14 protein-coding genes are annotated in these 18,814 nt (G+C 52.6%); 11 read left to right on the top strand and 3 right to left on the bottom strand.

Going from position 1 to position 18,814, the window contains the following annotated elements:
- Nucleotides 1–497: 497 nt before the first annotated feature.
- Genes J2Z70_RS27570 through J2Z70_RS27560 form a run of 3 tightly spaced genes read left to right on the top strand, consistent with a single transcriptional unit; the run spans nucleotide 498 to nucleotide 4,819 of the window.
- The gene (locus J2Z70_RS27570; RefSeq protein WP_209878451.1) at nucleotides 498–2,396 is read left to right on the top strand and encodes a cache domain-containing sensor histidine kinase; all 1,899 of its coding nucleotides are present in this window, start codon (nucleotides 498–500) and stop codon (nucleotides 2,394–2,396) included.
- Between the two features lie 2 nt (nucleotides 2,397–2,398).
- A complete protein-coding gene (locus tag J2Z70_RS27565; RefSeq protein WP_209878449.1) occupies nucleotides 2,399–3,709 on the top strand; it encodes an ABC transporter substrate-binding protein in 1,311 nt (436 codons plus the stop codon).
- Between the two features lie 48 nt (nucleotides 3,710–3,757).
- Entirely contained in the window at nucleotides 3,758–4,819 is a 1,062-nt protein-coding gene (locus J2Z70_RS27560) for a LacI family DNA-binding transcriptional regulator (protein WP_209878447.1), read from the top strand.
- A 139-nt stretch (nucleotides 4,820–4,958) separates the two neighbouring features.
- Here the strand turns inward: J2Z70_RS27560 and J2Z70_RS27555 are convergent, their stop codons facing one another.
- Nucleotides 4,959–6,134: a glycoside hydrolase family 130 protein gene (locus J2Z70_RS27555; protein WP_209878445.1), complete on the bottom strand. Its 1,176-nt coding sequence runs from the start codon at nucleotides 6,132–6,134 to the stop codon at nucleotides 4,959–4,961.
- Entirely contained in the window at nucleotides 6,134–7,363 is a 1,230-nt protein-coding gene (locus J2Z70_RS27550) for an AGE family epimerase/isomerase (RefSeq protein ID WP_209878444.1), read from the bottom strand. Before J2Z70_RS27550 ends, J2Z70_RS27555 begins: the two co-directional genes overlap by 1 nt.
- A 256-nt stretch (nucleotides 7,364–7,619) precedes the next feature.
- Here J2Z70_RS27550 and J2Z70_RS27545 point away from each other — a divergent pair, with 256 nt between their 5' ends.
- The 8 genes from J2Z70_RS27545 to J2Z70_RS27510 all read left to right on the top strand — a co-directional run bounded on the left by J2Z70_RS27545 (nucleotide 7,620) and on the right by J2Z70_RS27510 (nucleotide 17,531).
- The gene (locus J2Z70_RS27545; protein ID WP_235191750.1) at nucleotides 7,620–8,384 is read left to right on the top strand and encodes a response regulator; all 765 of its coding nucleotides are present in this window, start codon (nucleotides 7,620–7,622) and stop codon (nucleotides 8,382–8,384) included.
- A 309-nt stretch (nucleotides 8,385–8,693) separates the two neighbouring features.
- Nucleotides 8,694–10,070: an ABC transporter substrate-binding protein gene (locus tag J2Z70_RS27540; protein ID WP_425355132.1), complete on the top strand. Its 1,377-nt coding sequence runs from the start codon at nucleotides 8,694–8,696 to the stop codon at nucleotides 10,068–10,070.
- 106 nt (nucleotides 10,071–10,176) lie between these two features.
- On the top strand, nucleotides 10,177–11,058 hold the full coding sequence (locus J2Z70_RS27535) for a carbohydrate ABC transporter permease (protein ID WP_036722590.1): 882 nt from the start codon (nucleotides 10,177–10,179) through the stop codon (nucleotides 11,056–11,058).
- Nucleotides 11,059–11,062: 4 nt separating this feature from the next.
- Entirely contained in the window at nucleotides 11,063–11,896 is an 834-nt protein-coding gene (locus tag J2Z70_RS27530; RefSeq protein WP_036722587.1) for a carbohydrate ABC transporter permease, read from the top strand.
- A 67-nt stretch (nucleotides 11,897–11,963) separates the two neighbouring features.
- Nucleotides 11,964–12,989, top strand: a complete 1,026-nt coding sequence (locus J2Z70_RS27525; RefSeq protein WP_036722586.1) for a glycoside hydrolase family 130 protein — start codon at nucleotides 11,964–11,966, stop codon at nucleotides 12,987–12,989.
- 6 nt (nucleotides 12,990–12,995) lie between these two features.
- On the top strand, nucleotides 12,996–13,076 hold the full coding sequence (locus J2Z70_RS27520; protein WP_155991228.1) for an acetylxylan esterase: 81 nt from the start codon (nucleotides 12,996–12,998) through the stop codon (nucleotides 13,074–13,076).
- Between the two features lie 141 nt (nucleotides 13,077–13,217).
- Nucleotides 13,218–15,188, top strand: coding sequence for a methyl-accepting chemotaxis protein (locus J2Z70_RS27515; RefSeq protein ID WP_209878440.1), 1,971 nt, complete (start codon nucleotides 13,218–13,220; stop codon nucleotides 15,186–15,188).
- A gap of 525 nt (nucleotides 15,189–15,713) precedes the next feature.
- On the top strand, nucleotides 15,714–17,531 hold the full coding sequence (locus J2Z70_RS27510; protein ID WP_209878438.1) for a peptidoglycan D,D-transpeptidase FtsI family protein: 1,818 nt from the start codon (nucleotides 15,714–15,716) through the stop codon (nucleotides 17,529–17,531).
- Here the strand turns inward: J2Z70_RS27510 and J2Z70_RS27505 are convergent.
- Entirely contained in the window at nucleotides 17,480–18,721 is a 1,242-nt protein-coding gene (locus J2Z70_RS27505) for an AI-2E family transporter (protein WP_209878435.1), read from the bottom strand. The genes J2Z70_RS27510 and J2Z70_RS27505 overlap by 52 nt on opposite strands.
- Nucleotides 18,722–18,814 lie beyond the last annotated feature (93 nt).

The following is an 18,814-nucleotide window of genomic DNA, read 5'->3' as shown; positions in this document are numbered from 1 at the left end:
GGGTGAAGAGCCGTATGCGTAAATTGCGCACGTACGGATCTGTGAGGGGTAGGGGCACAATCCACGAAGGAAAGGCCCCGCCTACTCGACCAACAATACTACTCCTTACAAGTGACCGCTGAGAGAAGGCACCAGATTCCTTCAGTCGCAGGGTGATTTTATCCATTAGATGGTCTGTCTCATCGGTTTACTATGCGTCGCAAGCATCGTACCACAGATGCTTAGTGAATACGGCTAATTATTAAATTACCTTTTTTGTTCAAGGGAGCCACCAACTTTCCTGCCCGTTGGCTTAAAGAAACATCGTCAGTCTAATACTTTATTCTCAGCCTTTATAGATTGAACTTGAAAATATAATAGAAATAGAAACTTATTTTCTTCTGACAGTACCTCCTTCCTTGTACATCCTTAAGCGAATGCGTATAATGGTTTTGTTAGGGTTTTGTTATTGTTGTTTGCTGGATTAGTTATGTAATTTGAACCTGGGAGAAGGCCGAATGAGAGCAGCACGCAATCACAACTGGTGGTCTTATATCGAGGACATGTCCATGGAGCGCAAGCTGTTCCTGGTATTTCTGGTCATTATTACGCTCCCGCTGTCCTTCATCAGTGTGATCAGCTTCAAGAGCTATTCCGAATCCATACAGGCGAACACGATCGCCTATTCCGAGAAGCTGATTGATCAAATGATGGATTCCATCGATGATTACATAGAAGATATGAAACGGATTTCTTCCATGCCCGCTTACGTCAATGAGATTAAGCAGAACCTGATCCGCTCGAACCGCTATTATGAGCAAAAGCAGATGATGGAAGGCAAGCAGGACACGGCTCAGGTGGCTCCTGGTGATTTGGATCTCCTGCTGTCCATTCAGCGCGGCATCGAAGAGAATATATCATTTATTAACAATATTAAGCGGGGTACCAATTCGGTCTATATTTTTGACGCCTACGGGAATGGTTATTATTCTGCCAAGGATGGGGGAGTCCGGCTGGATCTTCAGCAGAGCTACAGGTTCTGGAGCGAGCAGGTAAAGGGCTCCGGCGGAGAAGCGACCCTGCTGGGAACACAGGCATATACAAGCAATTTGCAGAGTACCCGATATGCTTTTACGGTGGTGCGTCCCATTCTGGACGGGCTATGGAAGCCAGCCGGCCTGATCGCAGTGGAGGCTAACTTCAGTAATCTGGAGAATCAGGTGGCGGAGCTGGACAAGGTGACCCGGGGGAAATCTATCCTTGTGGATCAAGCGGGCAAAGTCATCTATGACAGTGAGCAGAAGCTGCTGACTGCGGATATTTCCCGGTCCTCCTTATTCCGTGCTGCGGAAGGGAGCTCCGGGAGCTTTTATGACACCGTATCCGGCAAAGACCGGCTTAATATTTATTCAAGCTCAACCAAGACGAATTGGAAGGTGATTATTTCCATACCGGTGGACGAATTGACCCGTGGAGTGAAGCTGACCCGCAATGCAACTATAGGTGCTACTCTAATCATCATTGTGCTGGCCCTGATCATCTCGCTTATTCTGTCGTTTGCCCTGACCAAGCCGCTGACCCAGATGATCCAGCTTATGAAAAAGGTACAGAACGGCGACCTTGATGTGACCTTCCTCATTAAACGCCGTGACGAGATTGGTCTCCTGGGGCATCAATTCAACCGGATGCTGGCCCGTATTCGTCAATTGATTCAGGATATTTACCAGATTGAGGAGCAGAAGAAGGAGGCGGAGCTGCAGGCGCTTCAGAGCCAGATCAATCCGCATTTTATCTATAACACGCTTGAAACCATCCGGATGACCGCAGAGATTAATGATGATGTGGAAGCCGCTGACATGATCTCCATTCTGGGGAAGCTTCTGCGCTACAGCACCAGTGACTTGAGCGGCTGGGCGACGATGAAGCAAGAGCTGCTTTATGTGCGTAACTACGTGGAGCTGCTGGGCAGCCGGTATCCTGGCAGATTTGAGCTGACGATTGATGTTCCAGAGGCGCTTGACAGCTATTCCATGATTAAGCTGGTGTTTCAGCCGATTATTGAGAATGCTGCTTATCACGGGCTGGATGATACCAAATCCCGGATGCAGCTGAGCATCAAGTGTGAGTATACAGAGCAGAAGCTTCTGTTCCATATCCGTGATAACGGCTGCGGAATGGATCAGGTTACACTAGATAAGCTAAGGGAGCGGCTCCGGCACGAGCTCCCCCCGAAGAAGAGCATTAATGGAGGGATTGGCATGGCCAATGTACACCAGCGCCTTCAGCTTCATTACGGTCCGGCCTATGGGATTGAGGTGTTCAGCAAGCCGGGCGAGGGGACGGATGTAATCTTGTCATTACCGCTGCCGGGGCTTGCCGCCGGGAATGGAAGGGAAGATCCTTTTAAGGAGGAATGAGCTTGAAATGGAGGATTGTACGCTTTCCGGTGTATGCTGTACTGCTGCTAATGCTGCTCCTGCTGGCAAGCGGCTGTAGCAGCTGGAGCAGTAGAGGGCCGGCATCGGTCCCGGCGGCTTCTGCCGGAGAGGAAGCGGCTTCCGGGCTGTCCGGGACCATTGTGATGCTGACGAACCGGATTGACCTGATTGAGAATGGGACCTTCAGGGACTACGCGGATGAATTCAGGAAGCGGTATCCTGAGGCGCATGTGGAATTCGAGGGGCTGTCTAACTATGCGACGGATATCCTGGTCCGCTTGTCCACCAAGGATACAGGGGATGTGCTGTTGCTGCCGGTCAATCTGCCTGCGAAGGAGCTGGAGCTTTTCTTCGAGCCTTTGAGCGGGGAGCTGGCGGCGCAGGAGCGATTCACGACCTTTGCAACCTTTGGCGGCAAGCGATACGGTCTGTCTACAGGTACGACTACGAGCGGAATCGTCTACAACAAAAAGGCTTTTGAGCAGGCGGGAATTGAGCAGGTACCGCAGACGCTGGATGAGTTCTACGCGGCCTGTGCCAAGCTGAAGCAGGCGGGCATTATCCCGCTGTATATGAATTACGGGGCAGTCTGGCCGCTGCGGGAGTGGGGCAATAACCTGGTTAATTATATGACGGGTAACCCTGATTATTTGAATGATATGGTCCATGAGGACAGCCCTTGGCAGATTGGTAACGAATGGGGGCAGGCTCTGGGAATTGCCAGGACGATGCTGGCCAAGGGCTATGTCGAGGAACAACTATTCTCCAACAGCTGGGAGATCTCCAAAGCCAGGCTGGCCAGAGGAGAAGCGGGCATGTATCTCCAGGGGAACTGGACCATCCGGCAGATTATGGATGCAGGTGCTTCACCGGAGGATATCGGCTTCTTTCCTTTTCCCTATGATAATCACCAGGTCCACTATGCTGCGCTGAATCCCGACTGGTTCATGGGGGTTAGCAGGTACAGCCGCAATAAAGAGCTTGCGATGGCTTGGCTGGAGTATTTCATTACAGAAACGTCGTATGCGAGAGATTGGGGATTTCTTCCGGCGAAGGGTTCGCACCAACCCGCTTTACAGCAATACAGCGAGTTCCTCTCCTATCACCCAAAGCTGGTTGAGGCTACGGTGCAGACGGATGCTTTCATTGATCTGGCGAACCGGACGAAGCTGAGCTTCTGGTCGGGCGATTATATTCAGGATGTGCTCGCGGCACCGGATCTGCAGAAGTCCTTTGACCAGTTGAATGCGAAATGGAAGGAAGCGCGCATGAGTCAGCAGTCTGTCCCGTAACCGCCGGGGGCTGCGCAGTAAGCAAGATCAAATTCTGGAGGTAGTGTTGTGGCCAAAAAAGTAACGATGCAAAAAATAGCCGATCATCTTGGGGTCTCCAAGTTCGTCGTATCCAAATCGCTCTCCGGCAAGGAGGGGGTCAATGAGACCACCCGTGAGCGGGTGATTCAAGCCGCCTCTCAGCTTGGATATTTCACCCAAAAAAACGCCTATGTGCAAAGTCCCAAGCGCCGTTCTCTGTCTGGAGAGCAAGACCGCAATAAGCAGTCCGTGCTGGTGCTGATGCCCAATATCCGCTCTCAGACCCAGGATTCACTATATTGGGGCAAAATCGTAGATGGCATTGCGCTGGCGCTGGATCAGGAGGGGCTGGGCATGGTGATCATCTCAGAGCACCGGGCCGATAATTTCGTAAATGTCCTTAATCCGGACGGCCTGCTCGGTCTGATCGGAGTTGGGCAGATCTCCACCTCACTGCTGCTAGAAGTGCATCGGATCGGGCTTCCGCTGGTCATGATCGACCATGAGGATGCTTTAATTCCGTGTGATACGGTATTTGCGAATAACATCGATTCGATGACCCGGCTCGTCAATCATCTGATTGGCACCGGACATACGCTATTTCACTTTGTCGGCAGCATCCGTTACTCCCGCAGCTTCCGTGACCGCTGGATCGGGTTCCGCAGCGCGCTGGAGGAGAGTCAGCTGAAGCCCCCCGCTATCGATGATGAGCTGCTGCTGGAAGGGATGTATGACGAAGCGCTCCGTGAAGAATTCAGACGCTGGGTCGCCGCACGACAAGAGTCGGATACCTTGCCTACTGCGCTCGTATGCGCGAACGACTTCACCGCTCTTGCTGTTAGCGAAGTGTTGCGGGAAGCCGGGCTTGCTATTCCCGCTGATATTTCGGTCACAGGCTTTGACAATATCGAGGATTCCCTGCGGGGGGTTACTCCGCTTACAACCGTGCATGTTCCTAAGGAGGCTATGGGCCGGGCAGCTGTAGAGAAGCTGCTGAACCGTATCCAGAATCCCGCTGTACCGCTGGAGAAAATTCTGATCTCCGCAGATATCGTCCATCGCGACTCTGTGGGAAATCCCCGGGCTTGAAACAGCAAAATAACCCCACAAAGCGGAGCTTTAGCTTAAATATAAGAATTTATATGTTGCACACGATAACTTTTCCTTCTATTTCTCGCGAAAACGGTACCGTCCTTTTAGAGGACGGTACCGTTTCCGCTTGTTTGCGTTATTTCAATTGCAGGTTCCGTTCGATCAAAGCGATACGCTGCTGTACGCAAGCATAGGAACGAAGCGGATCTTCAGGAGTATTCATGACATAATCCAGCAGTTGATCTATGGTAGTGGTGGCTACATGGATACGGGTATCGGAGGAAGCGTAGTAGATGAATACCTCTCCGTTGTCACGGGCGATTATACCGTTGCAGAAGACAACATTGGATACATCGCCGACGCGTTCTTCGCCGTCCGGAGCAATGAAATGCCCGCCTGGGGCATGAGTTACGCGGTTAGGCTCTGCAAGATCAGACAAGAAGGCATACAGCACATAGCGCAGTCCGGCAGCGGTGCCCCGGACACCATGGGCGATGTGCAGCCAGCCGAGTGGAGTTCTGACCGGGGCCGGGCCTTGACCGTTCTTCACTTCTTTGATGGTATGGTAGTAGCGCTGGTCTATAATCGTCTCGCGGGTGATAACAGCGTTCTCAATCTGCTCCGATAAGCCCCAGCTGATGCCGCCGCCGGAACCGGCGTCGATGAACCCGTCCTGCGGGCGCGTGTAGAAGGCATACTTGCCGTCAACGAACTCTGGATGCAGGACCACGTTGCGCTGCTGGGCGGAGCCGGTCTTAAGATCGGCGAGACGCTCCCAGGTCTTGAGATCCTTGGTGCGGGCAATCCCGCACTGGGCAACTGCGCTGGACAAATCACCAGGGGGAGCGTCTGGGTCCTTACGTTCGCTGCAGAACAGGCCGTAGATCCAGCCGTCTTCATGCTGCACAAGGCGCATATCGTAGACGTTAATATCCGGGTCTGCGGTCTCGGGAAGCACTACCGGGTGATCCCAGAAGCGGAAGCCGTCCACCCCGCTGCTGCTCTCGGCAACAGCGAAGAAGGATTTGCGGTCATGGCCTTCCACACGGGCAATGATGTAGAATTTGCCGTTCAGCTCAATGGCGCCGGGATTGAATACGCCGTTCACTCCGATTCTCTCTGCGAAATAAGGGTTGCTCTCTTCATTGAAGTCGTAACGCCAGATCAGGGGGGCGTGCTCCGCAGTGAGCAGGGGATACTTGTAGCGGTCATAAATACCGTTGCCGTAAGGCAGCTTCTCATTGGTGCGGCCGATGAGAGCTTCATAGCGCTGCGTCAACGCCTGCTTCCGTTGTTCAAAGATTGTGCTCATTAAATAATCTCCTCTACATGTAATGGTTCGCCAAGCCGTCTAATCATCTCGAAGCAGGCCCGGCTGTTATGATAGGGACATTTCCAGGCGCTCACCTTGGGAGTATGAACCAGCGGCTGCAGGGATTCATCTACACCCCAGTGCCACTCGCCCAGCTTATGATCAATAATATATTTCTCTGTGAAGCTCCATGAGTTCTCAGCGGCTTCCAGGAACCGCGAATCTCCGGTTAACTGATACGCATTGTAGAATCCGACCATGGCTTCAGCCTGCGGCCACCAGTCCCTGGACTCATGGGCTTTATCGATGAAGCCGCTACGATCGGCCTCATTCCAGATTCCGCCATCCACTTCAATCCCCTCTGCCAGCGCAGCTTCGGCCATCGACAGGGATGCCTTGCGCACACGCCCAAGCAGCTCCTCGTCCCCAAGGGTCTCCGCAGCTTCATAGAGCAGCCAGCTTCCTTCTATGTCGTGGCCGAAGGAGATAAGCTCTGACTTCACCCGCCACTCTTCATCCATGAACAGATGGAAGTGCTTGCCGTCCGAATCCAGAATATGCTCCAGCATGGTTTCGATCAGCTCAGCTAGCTTGTTACGAAGAAGCTCTGACTTCCACACCCGGTACAAGCCGGTGTACCCTTCCAGTACATGCAGATGCGTATTCATGGATTTCTTCTCATTCATATCCTTCGAACTGAGGCTTAGGGAGTCGGTCATCTCCCACTCCCGTGACAAGGCTTCGATATACCCTGTGTGAAGAGGGTCATAACCGTACTTCTCAATCAAATGGAACAATTGGGTTGCTTGGCGCAGGACGTCTTTCCGGCCGGTGGCATGATGGTACTCAGCCAAGGCATAGATGACAAAAGCGAGTCCGTAGATTTGCTTCTTAGGCTGGGAAGCAGCGCCGTGCTCATCCACCATCCAGAAGAATCCGCCAAATTCGGGATCTGTGAAATACTGAATGAGATAATCATAGGCGCGTTCCGCCATAGTCAAATATTCTGCCGTTCCATAGATTCTGTAAGCACTTGCAAATGTCCAGAGAATCCGTGCATTCAGTACAAGGCTTTTGTCTGCACCGGGTATCACCTGCAGCTGGTTGTTCATCTCACCGATAAAGCCGCCATGAGTTTCGTCGATGGTCTGCTTCATCCAGAAGCCGAGAATGTTGTCTAACAGCTCAGCTTCCAGCCGGGTGCGCCACACTTCGGTTGCATTGTTCATCCTGTTCTGTTCACTCCTTAATATTGCTTGCTGGTATGGGAGTTGTCTTTTTTATAATTGTTATTATTATGTTAGTGTATAATAATAACTATATATAACCATGTTATAACCCTTTTCGGGCTGGAATTCAAGCGGGAAATGGATGAAGTAAATTGAAGACTATAAAAGTGGATATGGACACATTTTCTATTGGATCTGTAAAGTTTATAATTATTGATAACGCTATCATAGCGGATCAAATGACGGGGGCGATAAGGTGGTAATCCGGATCATGATTGCGGATGATGAGGAAGTGATCCGCCGCGGGCTTGAGAAGATTGCTTCCAGAATGGATGTGGAAGTTAGGGTAATCGGCTCATACGGCAACGGGCTTGAGGCCTGGAACCATCTGCAGGAGCTAAGCCTGGAAGAGATCGATCTTCTTATTACAGATATCAAGATGCCAAGAATGGATGGATTCAAGCTGATTGAAGAGGCGAGAGCGCATCTCAAGCAGCTGCCAATAGCTGTACTGAGCGGCTTCAGTGAATTCGACTACGCCCGTAAGGCGATGCGCTTCGGTGTGCTTGATTATTTGCTTAAGCCGATCGATAAGGCCCAATTATATGATCTGCTCAAAAGCGTAGAAGCGACTAAGCAGACGCCTGCGGCTGCTCTCCCGGATGAAGTACCGCATCAGCCTTCTGAAGGCGGGGAGCATTATGTGGTAGAGCAGATGAAGAGTATTCTTCAACTGGAATACGGGCTTAATTTCGAGCTTGAGCGGCTGGCTGAAGCCGTGGGAATGAATGCGAGTTATATCAGCAGGCTGTTCAGGCATAAGACAGGGCAGACCATTACGGACTACCTGATCGGCATCCGCATTGTGGAGGCCAAGAAGATGCTGCTCCATCATCCGGACCTGAAGAATTATGAGATTGCTGACAAAGTCGGCTACAGTGATCCGGTCTATTTCAATAAGCTGTTCAAAAAGATGTGCGGCATGACGCCCAAGGAGTATAAAGGCCGGTACAGATCATGATATGCGTCTCTTAGAATGATACGAACACATTTGCACTGCCCTTCACCTCCCCAGAGGTGATTGAGCAGTGTTTTTCTTTATTGTATTTTTTATATAACAAAAATAACAAATTGAAGACTAGAAAAAGCAATTGAAACCATCGTTTTGAGGGGTTATACGGTCTATAATTGCAATGTAAGCGATAACAATAACGAATCCAAGGTGAATACAGGATGATTTAAGTTCTGTTTATTGGAATGACGGATCGTATTGTTATTGTTTTGTTATTAATCTATTTCGTTCTAAATGAAGAGAGGGGTCAGAAATATGATAAAAAAAACCAAAGCAGTTACCGGGTTGGCAGCGCTGACACTGATGGCCGGGCTGTTCTCCGGCTGTGCATCTGACAACAATAACGCCACTAATGCGGCAGCAACCAATGCAGGCAGCAACACAGGTACCACTGCGGAGGCAACAGCCGCTCCAGAGGGAGATGCCGCCAAGGATCTCAAGGGTGATATTACGGTGATTACACAGCGGACGGATATCGTGGATACCGTGTTCAAAGACTACGCCGCCAAGTTCAATGAGAAATATCCGAATATCAAAGTGAATTTCGAAGCCTTATCCAACTATGAGGATCAGATCAAAATCCGCATGAGCACCAGTGATTACGGGGATGTTCTGCTGCTGCCAACCAGCGTAGCGATTAAGGATCTGCCGGACTTTTTCGAGCCGCTGGGTAAAAAGTCTGACCTGGAGCAGCAATATACAGGCCTGGAAGAGCGGACAGTAGACGGGATTTCCTACGGCATTCCGATTACGGTTAATTTCTCCGGCGTGATCTACAACAAGCAGGTCTTCAAGGATGCCGGAGTGACCGAGGTTCCAAGAACCTTTGACCAGTTCTCCGCCGCACTGAAGAGCATCAAGGAGAAGACGGATGCCGTCCCTCTCTACACGAACTATGCTGCGGGCTGGACGCTGACCCAGTGGGAAGCGGATCTGGCTACCGTTGCCGGAGACCGTGAATATGTCAACATCGGCCAGGTGGCCTCCGACGATAATTTCGTTCCAGGCCAGCCGCACTACGAGCTGTACAAGGTAATGTACGATGCGGCCAAAGACGGTCTGATTGAAGAGGACCCTACTACAACAGACTGGGAATCCTCCAAGGCAGATCTGGCGAACGGTAAAATCGGTACCATGATGCTTGGCTCCTGGGCGATCGGTCAGATCAAAGGGCTCGCTGCCAGCCCGGATGATATAGGCTTCATGCCATTCCCTACCAACGCCGACAAGATCCTCGTTCCTCTGTCTGACGACTATAATCTGGGGGTTAGCATTCACAGTAAAAACAAAGAGGCCGCCAGAGCCTGGGTAGACTGGTTCATCAATGAATCCGGTTACCCGACTACAGAAGGCGGGGGCATGAGTCCGGTAAAAGGAGCCGAATTGCCTGAAATTCTCAAGCAATTTGCAGGCACTGACATTACCTTTGACACGCTTGCTCCAGCCAAAGCCGGTGAAGAGGGCTGGGTGGATGCCATTGATAAAGAAGCTGAAATCGGTCTCTGGCAGCCTGACTTCAAGAAAGTAATCATCGAGGCGGCAATTGGCAACCGCAAGCAATCCTATGATGACATTATGAAAGAACTGAATGATAAATGGAAAGCAGCCAGAGCCAAAATTGTGACTGCCAAGTAAATTAAAGAACAAAAGAAAGGGGAGATGCCGTAACGGCATAGTCCCCTTCACTTTTGCAGGGATGGAAGCGGACTTAAGAGCAGTAAGTTTTCTGGAGGTGTGGAGAGTGCCCAAATTGTCTAACATGAGCTATAAAAATCAACGGATTTTGATCATCTTTTTATTTTCGCTAGTACCCGTAGTTCTGCTGCTGACGTTCTCCTATTTACCTGTGTTTAAAATGTTTCAGTACAGCTTCACCAGCTGGAACGGGCTAAGCAAAAATATGGAGTATATCGGCTTTGACAACTACAAGACGATCTTTACCAAGCCGGAGTACTTCGCCGTATTCAAGGTCAGCTTGTATTACTTTTTTGCCACCTTTGTCCAGATGGGGCTGGCGCTTTATTTTGCCACGATTCTGAGCTTCAATGTCCGGATGAAGAACTGGTTCAAGGGGATTCTGTTCTTTCCGACCTTGCTAAACGGTGTGGCGATCGGGTTCATCTTCCTGTTCTTCTTCAAGCCGGAAGGCACTCTTAATACCATTCTTGATCTGCTTGGACTCGGGGCGCTGCAACAGAAATGGCTGCTGAATCCGCAGCTCATTAACATCTCTCTCGCTTTTGCCTCGGTATGGAGGTATATGGGGATGAACTTTATTATCTTCCTTGGCGCAATTTCCTCGATCGGCAGCGATATCTATGAAGCCTCGGAGATAGACGGCGCTAACCGCTGGCATCAGTTCCGGCATATTATCATCCCAAGCATCAAGCGCATCCTGCAGCTCAATCTGATCCTTGCGGTCAGCGGGGCGATCGGTGTGTTTGAGATTCCGTACGTGATGACCGGCGGCTCCAACGGCAGCGGCACTTTTGTCATCCAGACCGTCGATGTGGCCTTCAAATACAGCAAGCTGGGGCTGGCTTCGGCAATGGCTGTAGTACTGCTGGGCATCGTTGTTCTGGTTACCATTCTGCAGCGCATTCTGATCAAGGAGGAGAAATAGAGCGATGCATACTTTGAAATACAACGTGGCGGCTTTCTTCAAATATCTCTCCCTGGTGCTGGGTGCGCTGATGGCGCTGATCCCGATTGTCGTTGTCTTCTTCGCTTCCTTAAAGACCAATGCTGAGTACGCTTCAACCGGTCCGCTGACCCTGCCCGAGAACTGGCTGAATTTCACCAATTACACCAAAGCCTTCGTAGACGGAAACATGCTGCTCGGCTTCATGAACACACTTATTATCGTCCTGATCTCCATTGCGGGCGCTACGCTTACCGGTTCAATGATGGCTTATATTCTGGCCCGCTTCAAATTCAGAGGCAGTAAGGCGCTGATGGGGGCTTTTCTGCTGGCTACGCTGATTCCCGGAGTAACGACGCAAGTAGCGACTTTTCAGATCATCAATGCTCTGGATTTGTTCAATACCCGCTGGGCGCCGATTCTGATGTATCTGGGGACCGATATTATCGCTGTCTATATCTTCATGCAGTTCCTGGACTCGATCTCTGAATCGCTGGATGAATCCGCAATGCTGGATGGTGCCTCCTACTGGACGATCTACTGGAGAATCATTCTTCCGCTGCTGAGTCCGGCCATTGTGACGGTGATTATCGTGAAGGGTGTTAATATCTACAATGACTTCTATACCCCGTTCCTGTATATGCCAAAAAGCAGCCTGCAGGTCGTATCTACCGCATTGTTCAAATTCAAAGGACCCTACGGCTCCCAGTGGGAGGTTATCTGCGCCGCGATTATGATCGCCATCATTCCGACGCTGATTGCGTTCGTAGCGCTGCAAAAATACATTTATAACGGCTTCGCCCAAGGGTCGGTCAAATAAAGCGGCAAACCGGGGAGCAACACACCACCGCAGCGGCTGCTGCAACTATCATTGGAGGGATTCTATTATGAGAGAAGTTAAACTGACGGCCAGCCAAAGTCTGCCGAATATGCCTTGGCAGGACAGACCTGCCGGGAATGACAATCCGGTCTGGAGACATAGCGATAATCCGGTGATCAAGCGCAATCCGGCGAAGGGGGTCGCCCGTATTTTCAACAGCGCGGTGATCGCTTACGAGGGCAGCTTCCTGGGAGTCTTCCGCGTGGAGGATCACACGACCCGCCCCCATCTGCGGATGGGCCGCAGCGCGGACGGCTTGGACTGGATTATTGATGAGCAGCCGATCCAATTCAAGGACGAGGCGGGCCATCCGTATATGCCGCGTTACGCATATGATCCCCGTCTGGTGAAGGTGGAGGATACGTATTACATCATCTGGTGCACGGATTTCTACGGGGCAGCGATCGGCGTTGCCAAGACACAGGACTTCAAGCACTTCGTCAGTCTGGAGAATCCGTTCCTGCCGTTCAACCGTAACGGTGTACTGTTCCCGAAGAAAATAGGCGGCAATTTCGTCATGCTCTCCCGTCCAAGCGACAGCGGACATACGCCGTTCGGCGATGTCTTCCTCAGTGAGAGCCCGGACTTCGTGTATTGGGGCAAACACCGGCATGTTATGACCAAGGGCGGACAAGGCTGGTGGCAGAGCACCAAGATCGGCGGCGGACCTGCGCCCATTGAGACCTCGGAAGGCTGGCTGATGTTCTACCATGGGGTTACCGGGACCTGCAACGGTCTCGTCTACAGCATGGGCGCTGTGATTCTGGATGCAGATGAGCCTTCGAGAGTGAAATACCGCTCCCGGAACTTCGTGCTGACCCCGGAAGAATGGTATGAGGAAAGAGGCTTCGTCAACAATGTACTCTTCCCTTGTGCTGCGCTGAGCGATGCGGATACCGGCCGGATTGCCATCTATTACGGGGCTGCGGACACCTATGTCGGCGTTGCCTACACCACTGTCCAGGAAATCGTCAATTACGTTATCGAGACTCATGAAGAGGTTGGCGATGATGCCGGTCCTGGCAGAATCTAAGCCGGAATCCTCTGCCCGCCATCGGCGGCATTTGCCGCATACAACAAAATCACAGCCACCAAGGAGCTGATGGTATATCATGAATAGGGTCATGAATACCAAGAATACATAGAATCTGGCGGTGGTTTTTTGAGCAGGTCAACAGTTCGGAGTACCTCTATTCTTTCTCGGCTGCATCCCTCCAAGTCGCTGGGGATGCGGCTCTTTCTGGTTTTTTTCATCGCGACCATGGGAATTGTGCTGTCTCTGGGTTATATTTCTTACGCTGTGGCCAGACATACGATTGAGAACAATGCATTGTCTGCTAATCAGCAGACTGTGGAGCAGACGGCTGAGAAGCTGGATGTCGTCCTGTTGCGCTATGAAGATAATCTGGGTCAGCTGTTCTACAATGAGGATATTCAGCAGGCGGTCGCACTGGCAGGCCCTGCTGCCGCAGATCCTGCGAAGCGTACAGAGCTGTCCACGACGATTAACGGGGAGCTCGATCAATGGCTCTCGGCTGTTCCCGGCGTGCAGGCAGTGTATCTGGTTCCGCTGGATGAAGCGTTGCCCGCAGCCGGAGCTGGTGAAGTGGATAATGATTTCCTGGCGGCTATCCGTGATGCAGCATGGTACAAGCAGCTGCAGGAGAAGCCGCAGAGCCGGTGGATTACCGAAGCGTTGAAGCAGGGAGAGGCTGAAGGAGTGGTGCGTTTCGCTAAGTCTGTGGCGGCGGAAGCGGGTCACACCGGTTATCTGGCGGTCTGCGATATTAAGAGTACAGAGCTTGACAGCCAGCTGAAAATGGTTGATCTGGGTCAGGGTTCCTATATCCAGTTGCTGACTGCCACAGATGAGCTGATTGCCTCTTCCCAGCAAGAGGAGACGGACACCTATCTGCGCCTGGGGGGAACCCTGTTCAAGGGATTAAGCGACACCTCCGGCTCCCTGCCGACCAAGGATGAGAAGGGCAAATCCATTCTTGCGGTCTACGGTACGCTGCATACCTCCGGCTGGAGACTGCTCGGTGTGGTGCCTTCCGGCAATCTGACCAGGGATGCGGGACGCATCCTTAACACGACCTACATAGCGGTGGCCGCCGCTGCTGCCGTTGCCGTACTGATAGGACTCTGGATGGTACGGATGGTCTCAAGTCCGCTCTCACGTCTGCGGGATCTGATGGTCAAGGGGGCAGATGGGGATCTGCGCGTACGCACCGATGTCGTCACCCGTGATGAGATAGGCCAGCTGTCCGGCTCCTTCAACCTGATGATGGAGCAGATTACAGAGCTGGTCGTCCACACCAATGAGACCGCGCGTGAGGTTACGGAAGCAGCGGAAGCCCTTGGCAATGCCTCGCGGGACACAGCGGTGGCAGCGAAGGATATTGCCGCAGCCACGGAAGAGATTGCCGGCGGTGCCGGCAGCCTCTCACTGGAGGCGGACCGGGGTAATGAGATGACGGCTCAGATCTCGGAGAAGATGGAAGCTGTCATTGCAGTAGCCCATGAGATTGGCGGAACTGCGCATAGCGTGGAGCAAGCCAGTGCGGAAGGGGTAGTCAAGCTGCAGGAGCTGCTGGGCAGAACGCAAGAGACTGGCGACAGGACAGGCAAGCTGGTCCTTAAGGTGAATGAGCTTAAGGATACCGCCTCATCGGTCATTCAGGTGCTGGAGGTCATGCAGAGCATCACCCAGCAGACCAATATCCTGTCGCTGAACGCCACTATTGAAGCGGCGCGGGCAGGCGAAGCGGGCAAGGGCTTCACGGTTGTCGCCGATGAAATCCGCCAGCTGGCGGAGCAGTCCAAGCGTTCCATTGCCGTGGTGGGCGAGATCACGGACCGGATCATGCGGGATATGCATGAGACGGTAGACGCCTTGTCCGAGGTTGCGCCGCTGTTCGGAGAGCAGATGGACTATGTTCAGAACACCAGTGAGATCTTCATCAGTGTACAGGGGCAGATGCATCAGCTGATTACCAGGCTGGATTCGGTATCTTCTTCGATTGACGGCCTGAACCACTCGCAGCAGGTCCTGTCAGAGACGATAGGTAATGTCAGCTCATTCGCCGAAGAATCCTCGGCCGCCTCTGAAGAGGTAGCCTCCCTTACCGGAGAACAGGAGAATGTAAGCGAATATCTGGTTACCCTCTCCAGTAAGCTGGAGAATGCCTCCTCCAGACTGCGGGAGCGATTATCCAAGTTCAACGTATGAGCCTAACTTCTTCAGACCGCTTTCCTTTATGGGAAGCGGTTATTTTGCTTTTAGAGCTGGGTATACTAGTACAGCATCAGGTTTAAAATGGAGGACTCGGTGTAACGAACGAGGGAGCTCATATTCTGGAAGGAAGTCACCTTTAGCAAGTAAAGAACCCCATGGATTAAACTAAATATTCAGTTTGTAACGAACCATGAGAGATAAGTGTATTCGGTGCAACTAAAAACAGTTAAAAGAAAGGCCTGCCTCTCCTAACTGTATTCCATACAACTAAATTTGCCCGAATGGGCGAAAATCCAGGTATAGAGGCATTTTAATTGCACGAAATACAACTAAACAGAGATTCGGCGGCATATCCGGCGATTTAGTTGTACAGATTGCAATTAAGCCTCCCCCTTGGACCCTAATCGGGGCGCTGCTAACCCTCAGCAAGCAATTAGTTAAAGTGATTCTCACACTTTTAATTCTGATGAGCTGCTAGTAGCCAAGGTTTTTCAGCCCACTGGATGGAGGAATAGCAATTTGCACAAGCTGATTCATACACGCATATTTTGGGGATGCCTGATCCTGTGTATGCTGCTGGCGGGCCTGATGATCAGGCTGGCCTGGGTACAACTGCTGCTGAAGGATAGTGTAGTAAGCGGCACCCGTTACACAGTAGCTCAGATGGCAGAGCTGCAAAGTGAGCGGGAGACGGTGCTGGACAGCGGAAGAGGACGGCTGTATGACAAACACGGAAGGGCGCTGGCTGGAGAGACGGTCTGGACCGCTGCGCTGTTCCCGCCGGAGGAAGAGCTTCACCGGCATCATGGTGCCGGTGAATATAACGATGACCAGCAGCTTCACCGTCTGGCGGAGATTCTTGGCGTCAGCTACAGCCAGCTGCAGGCAAGACGGCTGGGGCTGAAGGAGCCGTTGCTCTGGCCTTCCGGCCAAGGCACGGGGCCGCTGGCCCTGACCCTGCCGCAGGCCAGAGAAGTGGAGGCGCTTGCGATTGAAGGTGTCCGGGCGCTGCCTTTTGCCCGCAGATATAACGGGTCTGCATCCGGCCGACAGTGGCTCGGTTATCTGTCTGAAGCTTCAGGCGAAGCTGTCACTCAATCCCCTACAGGGCTGAGAATTCCAAGAACCGGCACAGACGGGCTGGAGAAGACGCTGGAGCCGCTGCTGCAGGGCGTGGGGCACACGGAGGCCGTTGCCCAGGTTGATGCGCGCGGCAAACGGGTTCCGGGAAGCCCGATCACAGTCAAGGCGCCGGGTAACCCCTATTATCCGCTGTCACTATATACCACAATTGATCTGAAGCTTCAGGAGAGCATTGAGCAGCTGGCGGCGGAAGCCGGGGTGAAGGAAGGGGCTATTGTGGTAATGGACAGCCGGAGCGGTGATATCGCAGCGATGGTCTCCTTGCCGTTCTACAATCCGCAGCAGGTCTCACCGCAAGGGGGAGAATGGAACAACCGTGCTCTTCAAGCGGCCGCTCCGGGCTCCATCTTCAAAATTGTTACGGCCGCTGCCGCACTTGAAGCCGGGCTGACCACACCGGAGGAGCCTTTCTTCTGTGCAGGAGCATATGGGAAATACGGATTGTCATGTCCCCACGGCAAAGGACACGGCGCCCTTACGCTTAAGCAAGGGTTCGCCGTGTCCTGTAATACTGTATTTGCTACGCTGGCCGAGCGGCTGAGCGGTCTGAAGCTTCAAGCTACCGCCCTTGCCCTTGGACTGGGCCGGAGCATCGGGTGGCAGGAGGAGAATACGCTCGGTCTGCCGCTGCTCCGGCCGCTGGCCGGAGAGCAGCCGGGAACCATCTTCACCACGCTCCTGCCGGATGACGGCGGGGCGAGAGTCCAGACGGCGATCGGCCAGCGCGATGTGCGAATCACTCCGCTGCAGGCGGCGAATCTGGTCGTCACACTGCTGCATGGCGGTGAGGTGAGAGCGCCGCGGATTCTGGAGCGGGTTGCTTTTGCCAATGGACAGACGCTTAAGGAGCTTCCGGGACATCTGGCGCCAGCGCCGGAGGGGCGGATCGCTCCGGCCACTGCCCGTGTGCTGCTGGGCATGATGCGCAGCGTAGTCACAGAGGGCACAGGCCGGATGCTGAAGCCTGCCGCTTGGCCGCTCGCCGGCAAATCAGGCACGGCCCAGACGCTGGTGCATGGCACGCCGCGCAACAATCAATGGTTCATCGGCTATGGTCCGGTTGACCATCCGAAATATGCGGTGTCTGTGGCGATAGAGAATGTGGCTCCAGACAGTCCGCAGGCCGCCACCCGCCTGTTCGGTCAGGTGTTCGAGCTGTTGTCGGGGCTGGAAGGCGGATCAACCGGGGCCTGAGGGCCTGGACCGGCAGGCTGCGCATTAGACTCGGCATTCCCGGCCGGACTGCTGCTTACGGGAGCGCCTGCCGTAGAGGTTCCCGAGGCCGCGAAGGGCGAGACGACGAACTCCTCCTGCGGCAGATAGATCCACTGCTGGAGATATCCCTGCTGGAGCAGCTCCTTGAGCAGAATCAGCAGAATCGGCGACAGAATGAGTCCTGCTATCCCGAACAGGGAGGAGGACAGAATCACGAAGGAGAGCATCAGGAAGGCAGAGGAGACACCGATTGAATTCCCTGTGATTTTGGGCTCCAGCAGCTGTCTGACCACCATTACTACAGCCAGCAGAACGATGAGCCCGATAGCAAGCGAAGTATTTCCAACAATGAACAAATAGATGATCCAAGGGATCAGCACCGCAGGTACCCCGAGCAGCGGCAGCAGATCGACCACGGCGCAGACCAGCGCGATGGTGAGTACATTGCCCGTCCGAAGAATCAGCAGGCCAGCAAGAATAATGACGAAGGTGATGCTGATCAGGATCATCTGTGCTTTGATATAAGAACCGATAGCCTTGAATACATTTCCCTGCAGGAAGGCGTAGGCCGTCTTGAACGTCTTGGGCAGCTTCTCGTGGGCAATTCGGCGCCAGTCCTTAATCTCCATGCTGAGGAAAAAGGCGAGAATGATCGCAATCCCGAAATTAGCCATAAAGGAAGAGAAAGAGCCAAGCACTCCGACCATATATTTGAAGAAGGCGACCATCCACTTCGAGAGAATATTGGTGGCATCTGTGAAATAACCGTTCAGCTTATCTGTCACATCGGATGGAAGCGAATCGATTTTGTGCTGAAGATAGGTCGTAGTCTCTGCGAAATGCTGCTGGACCACGTATGTATATTTGGGCAGATTATTCTGGAGGTGAATCGCCTGGGTCGTAATCAGCAGTCCGGCACCGAACAGGACGCCCAGCAGAATGACCAGGAAGAGCACCACGGAGATCGCGGAGGCGAAGGGCTTGGCCATTCCCTTGCGGTTCAGGAAGCGGGCCAGCGGCTCAATCAGCAGAAATACAAAAAAGGACAGGAACACCGGCGCAGCCAGCTGGTACAATTTACTGAAGCCAAGCATCACTAAATATACGGTTAGAACGAGCAGCCCAATGTCGAAAAAGGTGCGCCAATATTTTCTGTACAGCGGCAGCATAGATTTAAACGACCCCTTTGTGAAGATGAATTTGTAACCTGTACTTCAACTCATTGTACACGATTTTAATAAAAAACGTCTATTTCTTTGGCA

Origin of the sequence: Paenibacillus silagei (assembly GCF_017874735.1) — a bacterium.
Classification (GTDB): Bacteria; Bacillota; Bacilli; order Paenibacillales; family Paenibacillaceae; genus Paenibacillus_AQ; species Paenibacillus_AQ silagei.
Note: the sequence above shows the minus strand (reverse complement) of the source record. Positions and strands in the feature narration are given on the sequence as shown.